General features: G+C 42.4%; 20 protein-coding genes. 16 read left to right on the top strand and 4 right to left on the bottom strand.

The annotated features are described in order from the left end of the window. Positions 1–81: 81 nt before the first annotated feature. Positions 82–1,470: an RNA methyltransferase gene (locus JWR61_RS16840; RefSeq protein ID WP_301928913.1), complete on the bottom strand. Its 1,389-nt coding sequence runs from the start codon at positions 1,468–1,470 to the stop codon at positions 82–84. A 314-nt stretch (positions 1,471–1,784) separates the two neighbouring features. On the opposite strand from JWR61_RS16840, the gene JWR61_RS16835 reads away from it, so the two are divergent. From JWR61_RS16835 to JWR61_RS16825, 3 genes are all read left to right on the top strand, one after another. Further along, positions 1,785–4,700 carry an FAD-binding and (Fe-S)-binding domain-containing protein gene (locus tag JWR61_RS16835; RefSeq protein WP_301928912.1) on the top strand — a complete coding sequence of 972 codons (2,916 nt, stop codon included), beginning with the start codon at positions 1,785–1,787 and terminating at the stop codon, positions 4,698–4,700. Between the two features lie 546 nt (positions 4,701–5,246). Further along, positions 5,247–5,744 carry a hypothetical protein gene (locus JWR61_RS16830; protein WP_301928911.1) on the top strand — a complete coding sequence of 166 codons (498 nt, stop codon included), beginning with the start codon at positions 5,247–5,249 and terminating at the stop codon, positions 5,742–5,744. A 52-nt stretch (positions 5,745–5,796) separates the two neighbouring features. Beyond that, positions 5,797–6,417, top strand: a complete 621-nt coding sequence (locus JWR61_RS16825) for a hypothetical protein (RefSeq protein ID WP_301928910.1) — start codon at positions 5,797–5,799, stop codon at positions 6,415–6,417. 17 nt (positions 6,418–6,434) lie between these two features. Here the strand turns inward: JWR61_RS16825 and JWR61_RS16820 are convergent, their stop codons facing one another. Then, positions 6,435–7,331 (bottom strand): helix-turn-helix domain-containing protein, encoded by an 897-nt coding sequence (locus JWR61_RS16820; RefSeq protein WP_301928909.1) that lies wholly within the window; start codon positions 7,329–7,331, stop codon positions 6,435–6,437. Between the two features lie 193 nt (positions 7,332–7,524). Between JWR61_RS16820 and JWR61_RS16815 the strand changes: the two genes are divergently transcribed. From JWR61_RS16815 to JWR61_RS16790, 6 genes are all read left to right on the top strand, one after another. Beyond that, the gene (locus JWR61_RS16815; RefSeq protein ID WP_301928908.1) at positions 7,525–8,541 is read left to right on the top strand and encodes a sialidase family protein; all 1,017 of its coding nucleotides are present in this window, start codon (positions 7,525–7,527) and stop codon (positions 8,539–8,541) included. Positions 8,542–8,641: 100 nt separating this feature from the next. Then, positions 8,642–9,664: a sialidase family protein gene (locus JWR61_RS16810; RefSeq protein ID WP_301928907.1), complete on the top strand. Its 1,023-nt coding sequence runs from the start codon at positions 8,642–8,644 to the stop codon at positions 9,662–9,664. Positions 9,665–10,408: 744 nt separating this feature from the next. After that, positions 10,409–11,056: a DUF6000 family protein gene (locus tag JWR61_RS16805; RefSeq protein WP_301928906.1), complete on the top strand. Its 648-nt coding sequence runs from the start codon at positions 10,409–10,411 to the stop codon at positions 11,054–11,056. Between the two features lie 57 nt (positions 11,057–11,113). Continuing rightward, positions 11,114–11,398, top strand: coding sequence for a hypothetical protein (locus JWR61_RS16800; protein ID WP_301928905.1), 285 nt, complete (start codon positions 11,114–11,116; stop codon positions 11,396–11,398). Between the two features lie 453 nt (positions 11,399–11,851). Further along, positions 11,852–12,097, top strand: a complete 246-nt coding sequence (locus JWR61_RS16795; RefSeq protein ID WP_301928904.1) for a MoaD/ThiS family protein — start codon at positions 11,852–11,854, stop codon at positions 12,095–12,097. Between the two features lie 15 nt (positions 12,098–12,112). After that, on the top strand, positions 12,113–13,195 hold the full coding sequence (locus tag JWR61_RS16790; RefSeq protein WP_301928903.1) for a glycosyl hydrolase: 1,083 nt from the start codon (positions 12,113–12,115) through the stop codon (positions 13,193–13,195). Between the two features lie 10 nt (positions 13,196–13,205). Here the strand turns inward: JWR61_RS16790 and moeB are convergent, their stop codons facing one another. Next, on the bottom strand, positions 13,206–14,330 hold the full coding sequence (gene moeB / locus JWR61_RS16785; RefSeq protein ID WP_301928902.1) for a HesA/MoeB/ThiF family protein: 1,125 nt from the start codon (positions 14,328–14,330) through the stop codon (positions 13,206–13,208). Positions 14,331–14,612: 282 nt separating this feature from the next. Between moeB and JWR61_RS16780 the strand changes: the two genes are divergently transcribed. From JWR61_RS16780 to JWR61_RS16755, 6 genes are all read left to right on the top strand, one after another. After that, complete coding sequence (locus JWR61_RS16780) at positions 14,613–15,008, top strand: hypothetical protein (RefSeq protein WP_301928901.1); 396 nt, start codon at positions 14,613–14,615, stop codon at positions 15,006–15,008. Positions 15,009–15,556: 548 nt separating this feature from the next. Then, positions 15,557–16,603 (top strand): NAD(P)-dependent alcohol dehydrogenase, encoded by a 1,047-nt coding sequence (locus JWR61_RS16775; protein ID WP_301928900.1) that lies wholly within the window; start codon positions 15,557–15,559, stop codon positions 16,601–16,603. Between the two features lie 218 nt (positions 16,604–16,821). After that, positions 16,822–17,163: a hypothetical protein gene (locus tag JWR61_RS16770; RefSeq protein ID WP_301928899.1), complete on the top strand. Its 342-nt coding sequence runs from the start codon at positions 16,822–16,824 to the stop codon at positions 17,161–17,163. A gap of 86 nt (positions 17,164–17,249) precedes the next feature. After that, positions 17,250–17,477 (top strand): hypothetical protein, encoded by a 228-nt coding sequence (locus JWR61_RS16765; RefSeq protein WP_301928898.1) that lies wholly within the window; start codon positions 17,250–17,252, stop codon positions 17,475–17,477. Positions 17,478–17,518: 41 nt separating this feature from the next. Next, on the top strand, positions 17,519–18,016 hold the full coding sequence (locus tag JWR61_RS16760; RefSeq protein ID WP_301928897.1) for a hypothetical protein: 498 nt from the start codon (positions 17,519–17,521) through the stop codon (positions 18,014–18,016). A gap of 99 nt (positions 18,017–18,115) precedes the next feature. Then, a complete protein-coding gene (locus tag JWR61_RS16755) occupies positions 18,116–18,925 on the top strand; it encodes a DUF1080 domain-containing protein (protein ID WP_301928896.1) in 810 nt (269 codons plus the stop codon). 37 nt (positions 18,926–18,962) lie between these two features. On the opposite strand, the gene JWR61_RS16750 is transcribed toward JWR61_RS16755, so the two are convergent. Beyond that, positions 18,963–19,640, bottom strand: coding sequence for an energy transducer TonB (locus tag JWR61_RS16750; protein WP_301928895.1), 678 nt, complete (start codon positions 19,638–19,640; stop codon positions 18,963–18,965). Between the two features lie 171 nt (positions 19,641–19,811). On the opposite strand from JWR61_RS16750, the gene JWR61_RS16745 reads away from it, so the two are divergent. After that, positions 19,812–20,522: a DKNYY domain-containing protein gene (locus tag JWR61_RS16745; protein ID WP_301928894.1), complete on the top strand. Its 711-nt coding sequence runs from the start codon at positions 19,812–19,814 to the stop codon at positions 20,520–20,522. Positions 20,523–20,544 lie beyond the last annotated feature (22 nt).

The following is a 20,544-nucleotide window of genomic DNA, read 5'->3' as shown; positions in this document are numbered from 1 at the left end:
TAACAATTATTCCCGAAACTGTTAAATTAGTTTAACAAGCTGTTATAACCACTGATTAAACTATATTTTTTTGTTTTTATTTTACTTATTCAAAATGCGCCAGTTGGCAGGGTAATAATTATTGATGCGGTTAGGCAAAATTTTTATCCAGCCCAACGGCAATTGCTGGTGTGTCAGCAGCGCCCAGCCTTTTAAGTCAGTGGCCAATTTTATTTCCTGTTTACGCAGGTATTGCAGGGCAGTGGCTTTATCAACTTCAACGGCATTGATGGTTTTGCTGATGCTGTTACTCAATGCCAGTTCATGATCGGGTATCAGTTCGTTGCGGATGATAGTACCCATTTTTACACCTGCCTTTTTTATATACAAGCTATGCTGAATGGTAGCCAGTTCATTTTCCAGGTGCGCAGGCAATGCAATGGTTTCATCGTTTTGTCTGATAAAGAAAAATGATTCAGCAGTGGTTAAATATGGTTGCACAATATCAATCTCCTTAGCCGTGAGCCGCTCTGATTTGGTCTTGTATTTATTGCTTTGCCAAACCGGTTCAATCTTTTCACCTTTTGTAAATGCGGCAATAAAAAAACCTTCGCCCTTTACTTTATCCGGGTAAAAACGATAGCCATACCCTTGGTGTTTGGGTGACCTTGTTTCAACAATCCCCCATTCCGGTTGCGTTGGTATTGCTACCGGTATTAAATGGCATTCTTCCACCAGCCAGTCGGCAATGGTTTCATCTTCGCTTTCCGAATAAGAACAGGTGGAATAAATTAACCTGCCCCCTTCTTTTAACGCAGGCAGTACATCCGCCAAAATTCGTTGCTGACGCTGACTGCACATGGTTACATTTTGCGGACTCCATTCTTTTACCAGGTCAGCATCTCTTCTAAACAAACCACTGCCACTACAGGGTGCATCCACTACAATTACATCAAAATAATTTTCCAGTCGCTGAAAATCTTTGGGATCATTGTTGGTGACCACCACATTGGCAGCTCCCCATTTAGTAATATTTTCCGCCAGTACATTCACCCGGGTTTTAATTACTTCATTGCTCACCAGCAAACTGCTATCACTGATAAGCGATTGCAGCAAAGTTGATTTACCGCCCGGTGCAGCGCAAAGATCCAGTACTTTAATGGGTTGAGTAAGATCGGTTGTCTGCCGTAACGCCTGTTCCAAAAACATGCTGCTGGCTTCCTGCACATAATAGGCGCCGGCATGAAACACCGGATCCAATGTAAACGATGGCCGTGTTGATAAATAATAACCATCGCTGCTCCAGGGAACATTGCCCGCAACCTCCGCATCATCAAAAGCCAGTTCCGCAACAGTGGGTATTTTACGATGGTTCAACCGCACAGAAATCACCTGTTCGCCGGAACCATGTATATTTTCAAAAGCCTGGCGGTCATACCCGGGCAAACCTTCAAGAGACTCCAGTAGTAATTGAGGTAGATAACACTCCATAGTTCTCAAAATTAATACAATGGAACGCTGATAACACCGATCGAACGGATTTTAATTGCTGCTTTGCAGCAATGCGTAGTAACCTTTATAATACGGATCAAATTAATTAAAAACTGATTTTTGTCCGGGTGTTGATAACGGATCAACGCATTGTATTTTATCAGCATAAAATTGCCCAGTAAGCATTTTCTCTGTTCCTTCCCAATCCGGACTCTATCATTATCAGCATCCTATATATATCCGTGTTCGTCCGCTCAATCGGTGTTATCAGTGTTCTATAAAAAAACTAATTTTGCGGCAAAGCAACATTTTTAATGAAGGAGAAACTACAGGAACTGGCCGGATTGCTGGAAGGAGATTTTTTTACAGATGACACCATGCGGATATTGTATGCTACGGACGCTTCGGCCTACCGCGAAATGCCGCTGGCAGTTGCCATTCCTAAAACTACAGCCGATATTAAAAAGCTCATACAGTTTGCACACCAAAATAACACATCGGTTATTCCCCGTACGGCGGGCACTTCACTTGCCGGCCAGGTAGTGGGCAACGGTATCATTGTGGATGTATCAAAAAATTTCACCAACATTATTGAACTTAATAAAGAAGAACACTGGGTACGGGTGCAACCCGGCGTAATCCGTGACGAATTAAACATGTTTTTAAAACCACATGGTTTATTCTTCGGGCCAGAAACCTCCACCGCCAACCGGGCTATGATCGGTGGTATGGTGGGCAACAATTCCTGCGGCAGCAACTCCGTTGTGTACCGCAGCACAAGAGAACATTTGCTGGAAGTAAAAGCCATTTTAAGTGACGGTACAGAAGCTGAATTTAAAACCCTGAGCAATGATGACTTTCATGCCAAATGCGAACTCAATACACTCGAAGGAAAAATCTATAACAACATCCGCGGCATATTAAGCAATTACGATAACCAGCAGGAAATAAGAAAACAGTTTCCCAAAAAATCAGTAGAGCGCCGCAACACCGGTTATGCCATTGATCTGTTGCTGGAGAAATCGCCCTTTGTGGCCGGCATGCCCGATTTTAATTTTTGCGATTTGATAGCAGGCTCAGAAGGTACGCTGGCTTTTCTCACCGAGATAAAACTGAATGTAGTACCGTTGCCACCCAAAGAAACCGGTTTACTTTGTGTGCATTTCAACAGCATTGATGAAAGCCTGCGGGCCAATTTAATTGCACTCAAATACAAGCCCAGCGCCAGCGAGCTGATTGACCATTATATTTTAGAATGCACCAAAGACAATATTGAACAAAATAAAAACCGCTTTTTTGTACAAGGCGATCCCGGTGCTATTCTGGTGGTAGAATTTGTAAAAAATACCCGCGAAGAAATCACTGCTATTTGTAGCCAGGTAGAAGCCGATATGCGTGCCGCAGGACTCGGCTATCATTTCCCTTTATTGTTTGGCAACGACACCAAAAAAATATGGACGCTGCGCAAAGCGGGTTTAGGATTGCTCGGCAATTTACCAGGTGATGAAAAAGCCGTTCCGGTAATTGAAGACACTGCTGTTGATGTAGAAGACCTGCCCGCTTATATCCGGGAGTTCAATGAAATATTGGTGAAGTACGATCTGCATGCCGTGCATTATGCGCATGCCGGTTCAGGCGAAATACACTTGCGCCCCATCATCAATTTAAAAACCGAAGAAGGTAACCATCTGTTTAAAACCATTGCCCAGGAAATTGCTACGCTTGTAAAAAAATACGACGGCTCATTAAGCGGCGAGCATGGCGATGGCCGTTTAAGAGGCGAGTTCATTGAACAGATGGTGGGGCCTAAAAATTACCAGTTGTTAAAGCAGGTGAAAAATACCTGGGATCCGCAGCATATTTTTAACCCCAATAAAATTGTAGATACGCCGCCCATGAACAGTATGTTGCGCTACACACCGGGGCAGCAAACACCCAAGTTCAATACTATCTTTCGCTACCACAACCAGGATGTATTGCAGCACGCCGAACAATGCAATGGCAGTGGCGATTGCCGTAAAACCCAGTTGAGTGGTGGCAGCATGTGCCCTTCGTTTATGGCTACGCGAAACGAAAAAGATACCACCCGTGCCAGGGCCAATATATTGCGGGAGTTTTTAACCAACTCCACTAAGGTTAACCGTTTTAACCATAAAGAAATTTATGAAGTGATGGATCTTTGCCTCAGTTGCAAAGCCTGTAAATCGGAGTGCCCGAGCAATGTGGATGTGGCCAAACTAAAAGCAGAATTTTTACAGCAGTATTACGATACCAACGGCGTGCCTTTCCGGAGCAAGCTGATTGCTAACTTTACAAAGTCGGCCCAACTGGGTGCGCTGGTACCGGGACAGTACAATTTTGCCATGACCAACAAACCCATCAGCAACCTCATTAAAAAATTAAGTGGGTTTGCAGTAAAAAGGTCCATGCCATTGATGTACACAACCACGTTACAAAACTGGCAAAGGAAGCGCCGCAACACCTCTTCAGGAGATGGAGGCAGGACTGTTTATTTGTTTTGTGATGAGTTCACTAATTATAACGATACCTCCATTGGCATAAAAGCCATTTTGCTGCTGGAAAAACTGGGCTACAATGTAATTATACCGGCGCACCTGGAAAGCGGCAGAACCTGGCTCAGTAAGGGCCTGATCCGCAAAGCCAAAACCATCGTAAACAAAAATATTGCGGCGCTGAAAGATATGATTACGGAAGATACACCGCTGATTGGTATAGAACCCAGCGCCATCCTAACGTTCAGGGATGAATATATTGACCTGGCAAATGACGACTTATTGGAAGCCGCAAAAAAACTCAGTAAAAACGTTTTTATCATCGACGAGTTTATTGCCGCTGAAATAAAAAGAGGGCATATCTCCGCAGACCAGTTTACCACCGATGAAAAACAGATTCTGCTGCATGGCCATTGCCAGCAAAAATCATTGTCATCTGTCGCTTATACAGCCGACATTTTATCGCTGCCAAAAAACTATACTGTACAAACCATTCCCAGCGGCTGTTGTGGCATGGCCGGCAGTTTCGGTTATGAAAAAGAACATTACGATCTCAGCATGCAGATAGGTGAACTGGTATTGTTCCCGGCAGTACGCAATAAAAAAGCGGAGGTAATTGTAGCCGCCCCCGGCACCAGCTGCCGCCACCAGATAAAAGACGGCACACAGGTACACGCCAAACACCCGGTAGAAATTTTGTACGAGGCGTTGGTGTAACACAACGCTCCGGCTTGTTGTTATTTGTACTGTGAGACTAAAAATAATGGGCTCGGCAAAGCAAAATTTAATGGCACATCGTAGCCCGTCCGAACGGGTTGATCCGGGCAAGCATAGCACTCTTGTGCCTTGGCAGCTTTTGGAAACGCTTTATGGATCGTTGTTTTCTAATGCAGTTTAAAAACTTTCCGCTTATTTATCGATAACCCCGTCGTATTTGCGTAAGTCAAATCCGACGGCGGTACTTTGTGCGATGCGTTTAAAAATAATTTGTAGTAAACTATTTTATAGCAAGTGATGTATAGCCAGTATAAATACGCACGTTAGCGGTTATTATTCAACAGTTTAGGGTTTTTGAGGCAACCCAAAAAAATCTTAGCTTTACTTATGGCAACATTGACAAGACATACTACTTTTAAAAGCTTGAAACAGCATTCACCAGTTAAGTCCAGGAAGACTGCTAATCATACAAAAAAGGTGGAAGCAGAGATGGAGAAATTTCTTCAATTGCTGAGTAAGTCAAAAGCAAAAAAAGCCTAAAAGCAAATGGAGAAGAGCTTAACCAACGAGATACTCCGGGTTTGTCAAATTCTTAATAAAAACGGGGTTCAATATTTAATTGTTGGCGGTACAGCCGTGGCTTTTCATGGATATTTTAGATGGTCTCAAAATTCTACTGATGCTCCGACTGAAAAATTTGATCTTGATATTTGGTATAATCCAACATATGACAACTACTTTAAACTTTTAAATGCGCTCGCTGAACTCGGCCAGGATGTAAAAGAGTTTTTTGAAGAGCAATCTCCAAATCCTCTAAAATCGTATTTCAAATTTGACTTAAATAAGTTTACTCTTGATTTCCTACCTAAATTGAAAGCATCCACAAAATTCAGGCAAGCATACGAAAAAAAAGAAATCACAACTATAAAAGGAATAGAGATGCAATTTATTGGCTTGGATGAATTGCTACAAGACAAAGCTGCAAATTCACGTCCGAAGGATTTAGCTGATATCAAACAACTGAAATCTATCAGAAAGAAATAAGGCGTCAGGCACGGCCGCTAAGAAGGTTTGCTATTGCTCAATTTTACACATCATGCTCAAACGGATCTTTATAACGACAGTTTTACTATCGACCATTCAATTGCTGTTTGGACAGCAAATTATTTCTGTTGACAATGAAGTTTACACTGCAATAATAAATTCAGAGATTATCAAAACAACGGCGTCTGTTACTATTATTAATGCATTACTACAAAATGACAAAGAACCAGGTGATTGGGTAACACAGGCCATTCAATCACAAGACCCTCAACAATTAGAAACACTTAGGTTTTCAACTCGTGACGACAAGGGAAACAACGTACGGTCAATAGATACCGCAACGCAACATGAAGTACTGAGATTCTATAAAAGCCAAACGACCGGCTCCGCATTACATGGACAGATTGATGTTGGCATTAAGGTATTTATGATCGCTAGGTCTCCCTTCAAAAAAAATCCTAAAGCCGAATGGAAAAAGTTCTATAAGAAATATCCCGGTTCAGGTGGGCTCTTTCAATTTTCAAATATCAGCTATGCTGAAGATGGACAAACTGCTGTATGTTATCATTCGCATTATCGGAATGGGTTGAATGCGCATGGCGCATTGGCGATACTGACAAAAATCAATGGAGCATGGCTGATAAAATACCACATTGATTTTTGGCTGGCCTGATATAAATCAACACCCCCCTACCCAATAACAAATTTGTACCCCTTCCCATGTACATTAATAAATTTAACGGAGTCATCGTCGCTTAATTTCTTACGCAATTTGGATACCAGTACATCCACATTTCTACTGATTACTACGATACCTTCATCTTCCCAGATCTCTTTCATCAGTTTTTCCCTTGCTACGATTTGATTGATGTTTTCAGCAAATATTTTTAGCGCCTTTGCTTCTTTTTCCGAAAGCGGAATAGTTGCATGCTCCCTTTTGAGCACATTATTACCGGTATAAAACTGAAAGCTTCCTAATGGTATATAATCATTGCTACCGGCGATTGGTTCCTGCGCTGCTTCCTCCTCTTTCTCTTCCTGCACTTCCTGCACTTCTTTTTTCCGAAAGGGATTAATCATATAAAAAACAAGAACACCCAAAGGAATAATCAACAGCAACAACCAAAGGAAATTAAACTGCTCTTTCTTCAACAAATCAATTTCAATAACATAACAACCGACGTCGAGCTTACGACCCCTGCAAGGTGTTAAATCGCCTGTATGGCTATTTATTTCGAATGCAAAAACCGTTTCATTTTGCTTACAATTCCTCAGATTCACTATATAATCTTTTGCCAGCGCATTTTTTTGAAACGTCCGTTGAACTAAATTGATGAGTGAATCTGAAATAAAACCAAAGTCATTTTGAAAGGATATCTGGTAGGTATGGTCATTTATTTTCTTAACCGGCAGTACCCGGGAGGAAGAATCTTTAGCTGAAAGCAACAACTCGTGTCCGATATCACGTAATACCACTTCCAGGTGATTTGCTGGAATGTCATTTTTTTTATTGCTAAATGCAACAGCGGCAATCAAAATAGCAATTGCCATGATGGATGACCCGACCAGCAAAAATGACTTCTTCATGTGTGCAAAATACGCTGTATACGGCAGTTTTACGTGGTTTTACAAACGTTTTACACATACTTTACAAGTTTTTACTATTAAAAAGCTGCAGGCTAATTGCCAACCGGTAGCTTTACTTTATTGTTTCACCCAATCAATAATAGTCATGAAAATTTATAGCCTTGCTCTTTTGCTCCTTTTCCAATTCCCTTTTGTGTTTCCATTTCCGGATAATCAGCCAATATTAAAAACAGACAAGGCTGCAACTGCAAACATCATTTTCAAATCTGCAGATGGCGGACAAACATGGCAGGATATCAGCAAAGGGCTGCCTGGAAATTTGAAAGAAGGTGGTTTCTATGCAAATGAAAACGGGCTCTGGCTACGTGGTGGGAAAGACACCTATCACAGCACCCCAAATTCCACCACTTCTTTCTGGCAAAAAGAAATTTTCCCTGACAAATGGAGTAGCATTGCTGCTGGCAAGCATGGGATGTTTGCATACAATTACGGAGGTCAGATTGTACAAAAAATAAGCGGAACAAGTGTATGGTCACCTGTGTACACAAATTTTAAAGGGAATATACGCACGGTTTTTGAAACTGCCGGCGGCGCCGTTTTCATCGGTTCCGATAACGGTCTTTATAAATCTACAGACAATGGAAAAACCTGGAAACAGGTGCATGCCGGAGGCTGGGTAATTAAAATAGTAGAGCAGAACGGTGTATTAGTGGCCACCAGCATGAGCGGGATAATACGGTCGGCCGATGAGGGTGAACACTGGTCGGTGGTAATCAGTGAGGGTGGCGTGGGCATTGATGTAGCCTGCATCCAGGGTGGGCTTGCGGCTATTAGCTACAGTACAGCCGTAAAGACCAGGAGAATACGAACATCTTATGACGGCGGCAAAACCTGGCAGCCCATTGATGCAGGATTCCCCGGGCAAGCTATTACCGACTCACCGTGGCCGCTCATTAATGTCAGCAATCCGGCACAAGGCACTGACTCAGCATGGCATCCTAAAGAAGCCGCCCCTCCGGGCCCAGAGTACAAAACTTCCATTATCCAGGTGGGTGAAAACTTCTTTTGCGGTCATACGGATGGAATTTACAAATCCTCCAACAAGGGAAAAACATGGAAACTGGTGCTTCCTGCGGATAAAGGAAAGATGTTTACATTATCTGTTTCCGGCAACGTGATTTATGCCATACAGACGGAGTCACATTGCTAAATCTAGCCGAGAGTGAAGCCGGTCAGTAATAGTTTGTATTGCCCTGACTGCTGCTTTCCGCTAATGATTAATCAATATGTTTTACGCTAAATTTAAAAAAATGAAAAGATTATTTGTGTTTGTGCCGGCCATCATCCTGGTATCATTTGGTATATATGCTTTTGTACTAAAAGAAAAGAAAGCGGGGGTAAAAACAAACATCGTTTTTAAATCTGCAGATGGCGGACAAACATGGCAGGACATCAGCGAAGGGCTGCCGGACAATTTGCGGCAAGACAGTATCCGGGGAAATAGCTTCTTTCTAAATGATAAAGGGCTGTTTCTAAAGGTTGACAGCGCACTTTATAAAAGTACACCAAATGCCACCGCTCCTTATTGGACGAAAGAAATTTTCCACGGCGAAGATAGCAGCATAGCCCCCGGTAAGCCCGGGACAGTTGCATACAAGTCCTGGACTGTAAATGTGAAAAAAACAGACGGCACGAGTGTATGGTCGCCGGTATTCGATACTTTTCAGATTCCGGTAGTACGCAGCACTTTTGAAACTGCCGGAGGTGCAATTTTCATCGGCACCCAAAAAGGCTTTTTTAAAACGGATGACAATGGATCAACCTGGAAACAGGTGTATGCCGGAACCCTGGTAGGGCATATGGCAGAGGCGGATGGCGTGTTGCTGGCGACCAATTGGAGAAAGCTGATAAGATCAACCGATAATGGCGAAACCTGGGCGCCGGTGACCAGTGATAGCAGTGAAGTTTGGGATGTAAAACAGATCAACCGTGGATTCGCTGCTATGATTGCTACTTCAGCGTCAAATCCCAGGGGGATAAAAACATCCTATGACGGCGGTAAAACCTGGCAGCCCAATAATGCCGGCAACAAAGATGCTATTGATTCAATAGGACGGACCTGGAATGATCGCCCAACTTTGAAAGCCTTCATGCCTTATATTTTCCAGGTTGGTGAAAACTTAGTTTGTGCTCATCGTGACGGCATTTTCAAATCATCAGACAAGGGAAAAACATGGAAACTATTACTTCCTGCTGTAGACGGTAAGGCCTTCAATTTATTTGTTTCAGGCAACCTGATCTATGCCATCATACCCGGCAAGGGTGGATGTTGAAAATTCAGATTAACATTTATAAATTTGATTTAGAAAAACACTGGTTGAATTTTCCCAGGAAAAAACTAGCCAACATACGCTTTAGAAGCCTTCGTGAATCAAGATATCACCCACCTGCCGCAAGCTGTCGGCCAGGCAAATGTGCACTTGCAACTATTGTGCCTTTGAAAACGACGGTAATAAAAATGTTCAACCAGCAAGCTTAAGGGTTGCCAACCTTCGCAAACATCATCCTCTTCAGTGCAGGCTTTAACAAGGTAGGCAACCCTCGCAAGGAGCAGTCCTGCATAAGAGGTGACACCTTTTCGAAAATGTCCGCCAAATTGAAGGCGACTGCGAGCACTGTTATTGCTTTCGGCACAGAAGGGCCTGCGAAAGGTGTCACCTCTGGCGAAGGTACCCGGTAGCAATTTTGTACGAAGCCTTGGTTTAACACAACGTTCCGGCTTGGTGTATTTGCACTACCAAGACTAAAAATAATGGTCCGGGCAAAGCAGTAGCTTTGTGGTACATCGTTGCGTCGCCCTCTTGTACTTTTATAGCTTTTGGGAGCTTCTTTTCGGGTTGCTAGTTTCTTATGATTATTTGAAAATTTCCCGCTTTATTATTAGTTACTGAGTTGTATTTGTGCTACACTAATACCACGGGTTACTTTGTGTAATGAGTTTACAAACAGTTTGTAGCAAATTGTATTAATAGAAAGAAGTGTATATTAGCGTAAATACACAGATTCACAGGCATATTATGACCCCCGAAGATCTTGAGTCTCTTAAATTACATGTAGCTGGTGCGATTGTACGTCACAGGTCGTCATTTGACCATCTCGTTTCATTCAAAAACGATCTTGAATTATCCCAAGACTTTATCAATAAATGGATCAATCCTTTTTATATGCATATTGGCAGTGTCGATGATGAATGGGGCGGCCGATTAACGAGTATAAAAAAAGAAATTACAAGTGATATAATACAACAATGTCTTGGCGACTTAAATTGGAGGACTAGACAAACAGGTGCTTTCTTTTCAGCGATTACAGAGAAAACAGAATTTATTGACACAATTGGAGTCCACTTATTAAAAAGTGAAGTTTGTTATGCTGGCCGTGTCTACTGCAAAGTTTTTGCATCGTTTAACACAGCACAATGTGTCGACTATTTAAACTTGTATCTTGACTATTACTTGTCCAAACCTGATTTGTGGTTTGACCAACGCGACGCCATGGAAGCGGTGATGTATCTGGACAAAATAAACGGTACAAATCATTTTGACAATCACATCAACAATTGGACTGAATTCATAAAAAATAAGCCTCATTGGAGTAAACAAATTGAGGTAGGCCGTTTAGAAAAACAGATCGCTCTGATAAATGTAGTCCGACAATCTGGCCGCTAAGTTTGGTCTGCTTCTATACAGCCGATCTTAAATCCTAAAGACCCCGTATTGCATATTATGACCAACAAAAATTTATCTTCAGCATTACATTCAATTGGCTTTACCAGTTTCCTCCGGTTGCGACCTGATGAAAGAGATGGCAAAAAAAGATTAACCTGGGTTCATCCAATCGAAAATCACAGAGAATGGTTTACGGTTATTCTTGTTGAAGAAAACAACGAACTCCAAATTGAAAAATTAGTTGATCCTTGCGGCAAGACTTTTGAAAAAAGCGATGTTGCTGGTTTGATAAAATATATCAAAGAGACAATTTTTAAACACCTCGCCGAAACTGATACTTAAGAAAAAATTATTCTTATGGTAAATTGATTGGCAGCATTAACAAAACTATTGGCAAGCTTCTGTCCCGGCGGGGTTTTCACAGCTTAAACCAGCAATAAGCATGTGTTTTCCGTGAAACCCCGACGCTGGAAGCGCTACCCTCCAAAAACGCTCATCCTCAATATATGAAGCATGACCGCCAAATGTTTGCAACTCTTTTCTGCGTCGGGGTTTCACTGTTATAGCTTTATAATTGTTATTTGCTTCTGTGAAAACCCCGCCGGGACACATCTACAATAATTTTATCCCTTCAGGATTTTAATAGCACATTTCGTTACCAATTAATAAAAAATAAACACCCCACTTGGGACTATAAAAAAACAACAACCGACATATTCACCATCTCTCCGATTTTTATTATCTTAGAAACCTCATCCTGTAATTGCGATGCCAACGATAAAATTCACTTACGCTTTGAAAAGGTTTTTCCCGGAACTGAAAGCAATACCGGCTGCGGGCAAAACATTTCCGGAAATTTTTACGGAACTGGATCAGCAGTATCCGGGCATCTCCTCTTACATACTGGATGAACAGGGCAGCCTGCGTAAACACGTCAACATTTTTATTGATGGTAAAATGATTGCCGATCGTAAGGCACTGAGCGATGCGTTTACCAGCGGCAGCGAGATTTATATTATGCAGGCATTATCAGGCGGATAAACATAAAACAGTGATATGAAATCAACATTGCTTCTTGGTACCCGCAAGGGTTTGATTGCTTACCGTTTTAACAACGGCGAATGGTCAGCAGAAAATACTTCTTTTGAAGGCATCCCGGTTTCCATTGCCTATGCCGATGAAAGAACCGGCACCTGGTGGGCCTGCCAGGATCATGGCCACTGGGGCGTAAAACTGCATCGCTCTGCAGACAGGGGAAAAACATGGGAAGAAATAACTGCCCCGGCCTACCCGAAAGGTGCAGAACTAAAAGATGGTGCGCCTGCAACTACCCGCTATATCTGGGCCATGGCGCATGGAGGCAAACAATATCCCCAGCGTTTATGGATCGGTACCGATCCGGGCGGATTATTTATCAGCGAGGATGGTGGCAATAGTTTTGAACTCGTGGAATCGTTATGGAACCACCCTACCCGCAAGGAAGGCTGGTTTGGTGGTGGCCGCGATCAGCCCGGCATTCATTCTATTGTGGTTGATCCGCGGGATGAGAATCATGTACACATTGCCATCAGTTGCGCCGGCGTGTTTGAAACATTTGATGCGGGGAAAACGTGGGCCATCCGGAATAAAGGAATGAAAGCAGAGTTTCTTCCAAACCCCGATGCAGAAACAGGATACGATCCGCATATATTGGTAGCGGCGCCCTCCAGCCACGATATATTGTGGCAGCAAAATCATTGCGGCATTTACCGTTCACCAGATGCAGGAAAAAACTGGACAGAGATAAGCGAAAACGGCGGACCTGCTTATTTTGGTTTTGCCATTGCCGTTGCGGAAGACAATGCGGACCAGGCATGGGTGGCGCCCGCCAGCAGTGATGTAACCCGTACGGCCATTAAAGGATCGCTGTGTATTTGCAGAACGGATGATGGCGGTAAAACCTGGCAGGAACAACGGAACGGATTGCCGCAGCAAAATTGTTTTGATATTGTGTATCGCCATTGCCTTGCCTCGTCGGGTGATGCCGTTGCATTTGGCACCACTACCGGTAATTTATTTTTTTCGCCCGACCGCGGCGAAAACTGGCAGACATTGAATAATTATTTACCGATGGTATACTCTGTACAATTTGCGGATTAGCCGGATGCCTTTATACAGTTGGTTGCTGTTTTTTCCATTGCACAATACCGCCTTTTAAACTGTAAATCTTTTTTGTATTTCCGAAAATACCGGATAAGGTGTTGGCTGCCTGCAAACTTCTTTTACCACTCTGGCAAAACAACATGACAGTATCTGACTGAATCAAATCCATTTGATCAGTCAACTGCCCGAGGGGAATTTTTATCGTCGCAAATTCAGTTACCATCGGCATTTCACCGGGTTCACGTACATCTATAACGGATGCAGCTTTTTCATTGGCAAGTAGTTCGTTGAATGTGTGGACGTCTATTTCCAGGTCGGAATGCGGAGCAGCACAAAGCCATACATAATCCGTTTGTAGGAATGCTGCTTTATCCACCGGTATCAACGACCGGGTATTGTCGCCTGCCGTTAATTTCAGTGTGTACACCTGGTTGCTCAATGCATTATAGATAAGCAACTGACCGGCCAGCAACTCTCCTATGCCTGTAATCATTTTGATTGTTTCATTGGCCATGAACCCACCTATGATACCCGGCAATACGCCCAACACACCCGCTTCCGCACAATTCAGCACTTCCCCTTCTTTGGGTGGATGCGGAAAAATATCACGGTAATTAATTCTCTCCCCATTTTTTTTGGAAGGGTAATTGAACACGGCCGCCTGTCCTTCAAATTGTGAAATGGCGCCATACACCAATGGCTTGTCCAGCAACACACAGGCATCGTTGATCATGTAACGGGTGGCAAAATTATCTGTGCCGTCAACGATAATATCAAATGCATCCATCAAGCCGAGGGCATTGTCTGTGGTAAGCCTTGCATTGTGCGCAATGATGTTAATATCAGGATTTAGTCCACTCAATACGCGTGCTGCTGTTGCTGCTTTTGAGGTTCCGATATCTGCCACCGAATACAACACCTGCCGGTGCAGGTTACTCAACGCCACCACATCATCATCCACAATACCAATAGTACCAACACCAGCGGCCACCAGGTATTGCAATACCGGGCAACCCAATCCCCCCGCGCCGATCACCAACACTTTTGCCTGCAACAGTTTTTGCTGGCCTTGTTCACCCAGTTCCGGCAATATTACCTGGCGCTGGTATCGTTCATATAATTGACTGTTCATTGGCGTTGTTTACTCAAAATTAGGAATTGCTGAAATGGCAGTAGATATTCTTTGCAAGTTTTTATACTAGTAATTTGTAGCAGTAAAAACAATGCATACAATTTACTTCTACTTAGCGCGAGAATTTGGGTAGGCAAATATGCCCTGGCAATCGGAGGCAATAAAAACATTTAACCCGGAGGCACTGACAATCGAGACCACCGCACCAGCACGTAATATGAACCAATAAGCGGGATCGGATTCTTGTATATGAAAACTGGCGTATATTTAGCGAAACCATATATGAAAACACTATTCTTTTTATCAATTTTCACCATAGGATTGTTTTATACCGGCACGGCAGAAAGTAAGGTAAATGATTCGTTGTACTGTAAGTGTGACTTTTATTCGTCTTTAAGCCGTGCAGTATTTGAACGAAAAGCCGATAGTATCAGAACTTCATTTCATAATAAATATAAAGATGTTGTCTTAATTGGTATGCGTGCCTTTACTGTTGCAAAGCTGCTCTTTATTGTCAATACTGGAAACAGGTATCGTGGATTTTCATTTGATATGATAAAAATGAAACGCATCGAATTAAATGGAACAGAAGTATCCCGTATGGCGAAAATGCTTTCCGAAAATAAAGTTGGCATAGAAAATTCCTGTGGAATTGTGCCAACCTATATAAGCCATTGATTTCAGTTTTACTGTTTCCTTTTCCACTGACAGATTGTTTCACGAAGTATGCGCCTCTCAATTGATGACGGTTAAAAAAATGTCACTTGCAACTGTATTTAATTTTTTTATGGCGCATTTTACTAGATGAACACCACTGGATGCAAATATGCCGGGCAGTCTGATATGCACAGCAATTCTTGTGCCTTTGCAAACGCTCAACAATAAAACCATTTCACCGGCAAGCCTTGCCGTTAAGAACCACATCATCCGATTAGGTGCACCCACCAGGCAATTAAAAACACAGCGCCACTGAACAAATGTTGCCGGGCCTGCAACATAGCCCATGCGTACCACTGAATTGTATAATTACTTCAGCAATCAATAGCAGTAGTGTGCATATACTCAATAAAGGAGCAGTTGGCAAAGTGGCTATTGCATTTGTGCATGAAAAGAGTTAGATTTAAACAGACTTAGTAAAGTAGCCATTGTAGCTGCCCTGATAATGCTGCTTTCATTAATGAACTGATCCTCCCGCATCTAACCAATCACCTTAAAAATTTACTTGTATGATTTCCACCAAAGCCTATGCTGCACAGGCTGCTGCAGCAACCTTAACGCCTTACAATTTTGAAAGAAGAGAGCCTGGCCCGCACGATGTGTTGATTGATATTTTGTTTTGCGGGGTTTGCCACACCGACATCCATTTTATTAACAATGACTGGGGTTTCTCTATTTATCCTATGGTGCCGGGCCACGAGATTGTTGGACGGGTGACGGCTGTAGGCGACCATGTAAAGAAATTTAAAGCAGGCGATATGGCCGGCGTAGGTTGCCTGGTGGATAGCTGCCGGGAATGTGATTACTGCAATGAGGGCCTGGAGCAATACTGCCAGGGCGGTAATGTATTCACCTACAGCGGCCTTGAAAAAGATGGCAAAACAGTTACGCAGGGCGGCTACTCCAACAAGATCGTGGTAGACGAAAGATTTGTTTTAAAAGTATCAGAGAAACTGTCACCCGCACATGCGGCGCCCTTGCTGTGTGCCGGCATTACAACGTACTCGCCACTGCGCCACTGGAAGGTGGGCAAGGGGCACAAAATAGGTATCATCGGGTTAGGCGGCCTGGGGCACATGGCAATTAAATTTGCGGCCTCGTTTGGTGCGGAGGTTACGGTATTGAGTACATCGCCCAATAAAAAAGAAGATGCCTTAAAATTAGGGGCGCATAATTTTGTTGTTACCAAAGATGAAGAACAGGTAAAAGCAGTTGCTAATACATTTGATTTTATATTGGATACCTTATCTGCCAGTCATGATTACAATATGTATGTTGGTATGCTGAAAGTAGATGGCACCCTGATCTGTGTGGGGCTTCCTCCCGAACCAATCAATACACCGGCATTTAACCTTGTTTTTGCCCGTAAATGTATAGCCGGTTCCCTAATCGGCGGATTGCCGGAAACACAGGAGATGCTGGACTATTGCGCCGCACACAATATCGTGTCGGACGTAGAAATCATTCCGATTCAAAAAATACAGGAGGCGTACGAAAGAATGCTGAAGAGTGATATCAAGTACCGTTTTGTAATTGATATGGCATCGCTGGGGTAAAGGCAACGCCCCGTTTAAAAGCTATTCATTTAAACAGTCATGATATAAATGCTGTCCGACGTAATTTTGTTTTCTGCGTCGGACAGCATTTATACCATTTGATTGAGTCTTCCAGGCGAATGATAATTCAATCACTTCAGGGTGGCCACCCAACAAACCATGTTTGGAAAAAACATCGGGTTAAAAACAGCTGAATAATCGATCAACACCTTATGCAAATGCGACGACTCTTACTTTTCCTTTTCACCCTATTGATTGGCACTGTCGCAACTGCTCAACCAGGTAATACAAAAGATTACAATGCTTACGACTTTGACACGACGTTACAGGGAGGTTATTCAATCTCTTTTCAGACTGATGACAGTCTTCAATACCTGTACCTGAAAAAAGGCAGGAGAACAATTGCTGAGCTTTCCTCCATGTCAAAAGGACTTCCATACAAGAATTTAGGATACATCGGAGTTGATTGTACACGCTATTTTGTATTGGTTCATTCCTTTGGTTTCGGCAATCCCCACTATATTGAACTGATAAAAAAAGTGAATGGCAAAATGTTTTAAAAAATGGTGCCGCCTGGATTGACGTGGATAAGAAGAATCAATATCTTTTGTACTGCGACAAAGGTGTTCCTGCTAAAAAAGATAAAATGACCTTGCGTAATATCCGTACCGGTCAACAACAATTCTTTCATTTTCCAACCGATATTACTGATGAACCGGAAATTTTACACCGCATTTTCCATATCCCGGGTTTCGCAAAAGGCTGTTTTACTTTTCCACGTGGCTGGTTCAGCCAGTTTACTGAGCATCTTTCAATAATCGTTTATGGCGAAAAAATAAAAGGGGGTTTTCAGAAAATTCCTGATACCCTGTAAGCAAAAATTCAATAAATTTCCATTGCTTAAATCATACTAAAATGAAGCAATATGAGAAACTGGATATAGTGCTGAACTATATAAAGAACAACAATGCAACGCAATATGATACGGTGAGCGAATATGCTTTTGACGAGCCGGTAAGAAGTGAATTGCAAAGCATTTTAGCGCAATTAACCAAAGATGGTTTTGTCCTTGCCAGGGAACAACCTAAATCAGATGTTCACCCCGGTTATGGGCTTATTGAAATTGCTTATTTAATAAGTCAAAGCGGACTGACTTTTTTATCGCAATCCAGTTACAGTAAAAAATATAAATGGCGGATAATAAACGGGATATTGGATTTTCTTAAAAAATTTGGATTATTTATAAATGGATTTCTTTTATTGGCGACCGCAATCATAACGCTCTATTTTACCAAGAAAGCAGATGATAACAAAACAGAAAACACACAACTAAAGCAACAGGTAGATAGTTTAATAAATGTGATAAATAAAAACAGGGCTGCTTTACAAGATTCAACATGGCATAAAAAATAAATCAGGCCCAATTCAGCAAATACCAATTTCTGTTTGTATCGCTTTACCAAAGAAATACTATTTTCAATTTTGCCTTACATAAACCATCAACAGCATTGTATGAAGAAAATATTTTTCATTGGGGCGCTTTTAATTTGCTTTTCAATCACCGCCAGTTCGCAGGTATCAAAAAAATCAACGCGCCGTTTGTCATCAATCAATCATTTATTTAACGGCAAAAATCTCAATGGCTGGTACACGTTCCTGCAAAAAAGTGGTCGTGATAAAGATCCCCAAAAAGTGTTTTCTGTAATCAACGGTATGATCCACATCGGTGGTGAAGAATGGGGCTGCATCACAACCAATAAGGAATTTAAAAATTACCGCCTGGTAGCTGAATTTAAATGGGGTGGTAAAACCTATTCACCCAGAATCAGCAATGCCCGTGACTGCGGCATTTTGTTACATTCCCAGGGAGCAGATGGCGGCTCGCAGGGGATATGGATGCGGTCGATAGAATGCCAGGTGATAGAGGGTGGCACCGGAGACTTTATTGTGGTAGGCGACAGCAGTGATGCATTTCAATTAACGACTACTGTGGCGAAAGAAAAAACAGACGACAGTTATGTTTACCAGCCAGGAGGTGATACCATGAAATTTATAAGTGACCGGGTGAACTGGTATGCCCGTGATGCAGGATGGAAAGATACAATTGGTTTTCGTGGCGCTCATGACATAGAAAAACCCATGGGCGAATGGAACACCATGGAATGCATTGCTAATGGAAACGAACTCACTGTTATTTTAAATGGCGCAATAGTGAATCATGCATTTAATGTAAACCCCACAAGTGGCCATATACAAATACAGGCAGAAGGTGCTGAAATATTATTCAGGCGGGTTGATTTGATTCCGCTTCCATCAAAATAAAATGCAGCAATTAAACAGCGGCCTTTTACCAACTCCTTTACTTTGCCTTTACTTCAAAACTTGCCAGGCCAATTTCTTTATCGTCTTTTTTATTATTTACAAGTTGGATGGTTACCCGACCGGGTTTGTTTGCCCGCACAATAAACTTGCCCTCGCCCGTTGCAGTAGATTTACCTCCCTCAACAAAAATCGAAATATCAGCAGGTTTCATTTTTTTTACTGTAACTGAAATTTCATTGTCTGTATTGGCGTACAACGTATAGGGCTCTGCGGTTGTTATTTCAAAATCCGGAGTGGTGAGTAAAAAGGTTATGGGTTGCCTGCGGTAAGCTCTCAGCGGCTGGCCATTTTTTGTTGCGGCAGTCCATTTGCCGGACCGTTCAAGTACGCGTACAACTTCGTCTTCCATTCCAAAGCCAAAATTTGTTTCGGGTTGTACATTGCTTACCGATCCGTCTTTGTCTACAATAAACCGAACGATTACCGTGTACTTTCCGATGGGTGCTTTGTTTTTGTTGGGCACATTTGAGTTTAGATTTTTTTCTAAATATTTCGTCCATGCGTCGTTACCTCCCGGGTACGAAGCCTCCATTTCTACTGCCACAATTTTGCCGGCATTCGTTTTGGTTGTATCTGGCTGCCGCACTGACTGGGCTTTCGAAATCAACACCAAAAAAACAAGCGATGTGGTAAACAAGATTTTAAATGGGTACATGTTTTTTTGGGGAAGATAGGTAATTTTTCAACTTCCCTCCCATCGTGGTTATTGTTACTTCAGCATTTTTATTTCAAAATCTGCAGATGGAAGATCGCCACCCTGCAAGCTGTAGCAGCAAAAACCAAAAGCATTAATTTAGCAAACTATACAAAACGTTTCACGGTATTTATGAAGGTATGGATTGCAATTTTACTGGTATTGCCAGGCGCTTTATTTTTTTCATGCAAAGAAAAGGTAAAGGACAGGAGCCTTCAGCCTGCACAGTTCTATAACAGGGAGCCGGTTGATGACTCACTTTATAAAAACGCTACCTGGCAGTTTTTTTATAACAAAAACGGGCAGCTGTGCGAAAAAAAACATGCGATGGCGGGGCCGGCAGACAGTGCCTGTAATTGTGAACTGGTGGGTTACTACGACAGCACCATTTCCGTCAAAACAGGTGACATTATTACTAAGAAACTGTTGCATGATTTTATTGACGTACCGACGTTTACCGAGCTGGATGCTACCAAGTATTCAAAAGATAAAAACCATGTATACTATAGCGACCTAAATGCTTCCGGTGGAACCAGGTTTGTGGTTACAGGTGCCGATGCGGCCACGTTTAAAAGATTGTATGAGTATCGCTGGGGCGTTGATACAAACCATGTATTTTTTAAAGCCTCCATGCTGGAAGGACTGAATGTAAAAAAGCTGCAGTTGTTATATCCACCTGATACCTCCAATCAGTTTCTGTTTTATGTAAAAGACGACCACCATGTATTTTTCCAGGATGAAAAAATAACGGACGCAGATGCTCCCTCTTTCAAACTAATCAACAACCAGGCATGGGATGCAGAAGATAAAAACTTCCGGTATCAAACTGGCAAACGTCAGTAGATGAAGCATTATTTCGATCCTT

The organism is Ferruginibacter sp., from assembly GCF_028288465.1.
Taxonomy (GTDB): Bacteria; Bacteroidota; Bacteroidia; order Chitinophagales; family Chitinophagaceae; genus Ferruginibacter.
Note: the sequence above shows the minus strand (reverse complement) of the source record. Positions and strands in the feature narration are given on the sequence as shown.

Excerpts from the sequence above, each read along its gene's own strand:
- JWR61_RS16780 (WP_301928901.1), top strand. The coding sequence starts at position 14,613 with ATGAAAACACTATTCTTTTTATCAATTTTCACCATAGGATTGTTTTAT.
- JWR61_RS16775 (WP_301928900.1), top strand. The coding sequence starts at position 15,557 with ATGATTTCCACCAAAGCCTATGCTGCACAGGCTGCTGCAGCAACCTTA.
- JWR61_RS16770 (WP_301928899.1), top strand. The coding sequence starts at position 16,822 with ATGCGACGACTCTTACTTTTCCTTTTCACCCTATTGATTGGCACTGTC.
- moeB (WP_301928902.1), bottom strand. The coding sequence starts at position 14,330 with ATGAACAGTCAATTATATGAACGATACCAGCGCCAGGTAATATTGCCG.
- JWR61_RS16765 (WP_301928898.1), top strand. The coding sequence starts at position 17,250 with ATGACCTTGCGTAATATCCGTACCGGTCAACAACAATTCTTTCATTTT.
- JWR61_RS16745 (WP_301928894.1), top strand. The coding sequence starts at position 19,812 with ATGAAGGTATGGATTGCAATTTTACTGGTATTGCCAGGCGCTTTATTT.
- JWR61_RS16825 (WP_301928910.1), top strand. The coding sequence starts at position 5,797 with ATGCTCAAACGGATCTTTATAACGACAGTTTTACTATCGACCATTCAA.
- JWR61_RS16805 (WP_301928906.1), top strand. The coding sequence starts at position 10,409 with ATGACCCCCGAAGATCTTGAGTCTCTTAAATTACATGTAGCTGGTGCG.
- JWR61_RS16750 (WP_301928895.1), bottom strand. The coding sequence starts at position 19,640 with ATGTACCCATTTAAAATCTTGTTTACCACATCGCTTGTTTTTTTGGTG.
- JWR61_RS16810 (WP_301928907.1), top strand. The coding sequence starts at position 8,642 with ATGAAAAGATTATTTGTGTTTGTGCCGGCCATCATCCTGGTATCATTT.
- JWR61_RS16840 (WP_301928913.1), bottom strand. The coding sequence starts at position 1,470 with ATGGAGTGTTATCTACCTCAATTACTACTGGAGTCTCTTGAAGGTTTG.
- JWR61_RS16760 (WP_301928897.1), top strand. The coding sequence starts at position 17,519 with ATGAAGCAATATGAGAAACTGGATATAGTGCTGAACTATATAAAGAAC.
- JWR61_RS16835 (WP_301928912.1), top strand. The coding sequence starts at position 1,785 with ATGAAGGAGAAACTACAGGAACTGGCCGGATTGCTGGAAGGAGATTTT.
- JWR61_RS16820 (WP_301928909.1), bottom strand. The coding sequence starts at position 7,331 with ATGAAGAAGTCATTTTTGCTGGTCGGGTCATCCATCATGGCAATTGCT.
- JWR61_RS16755 (WP_301928896.1), top strand. The coding sequence starts at position 18,116 with ATGAAGAAAATATTTTTCATTGGGGCGCTTTTAATTTGCTTTTCAATC.
- JWR61_RS16800 (WP_301928905.1), top strand. The coding sequence starts at position 11,114 with ATGACCAACAAAAATTTATCTTCAGCATTACATTCAATTGGCTTTACC.
- JWR61_RS16830 (WP_301928911.1), top strand. The coding sequence starts at position 5,247 with ATGGAGAAGAGCTTAACCAACGAGATACTCCGGGTTTGTCAAATTCTT.
- JWR61_RS16790 (WP_301928903.1), top strand. The coding sequence starts at position 12,113 with ATGAAATCAACATTGCTTCTTGGTACCCGCAAGGGTTTGATTGCTTAC.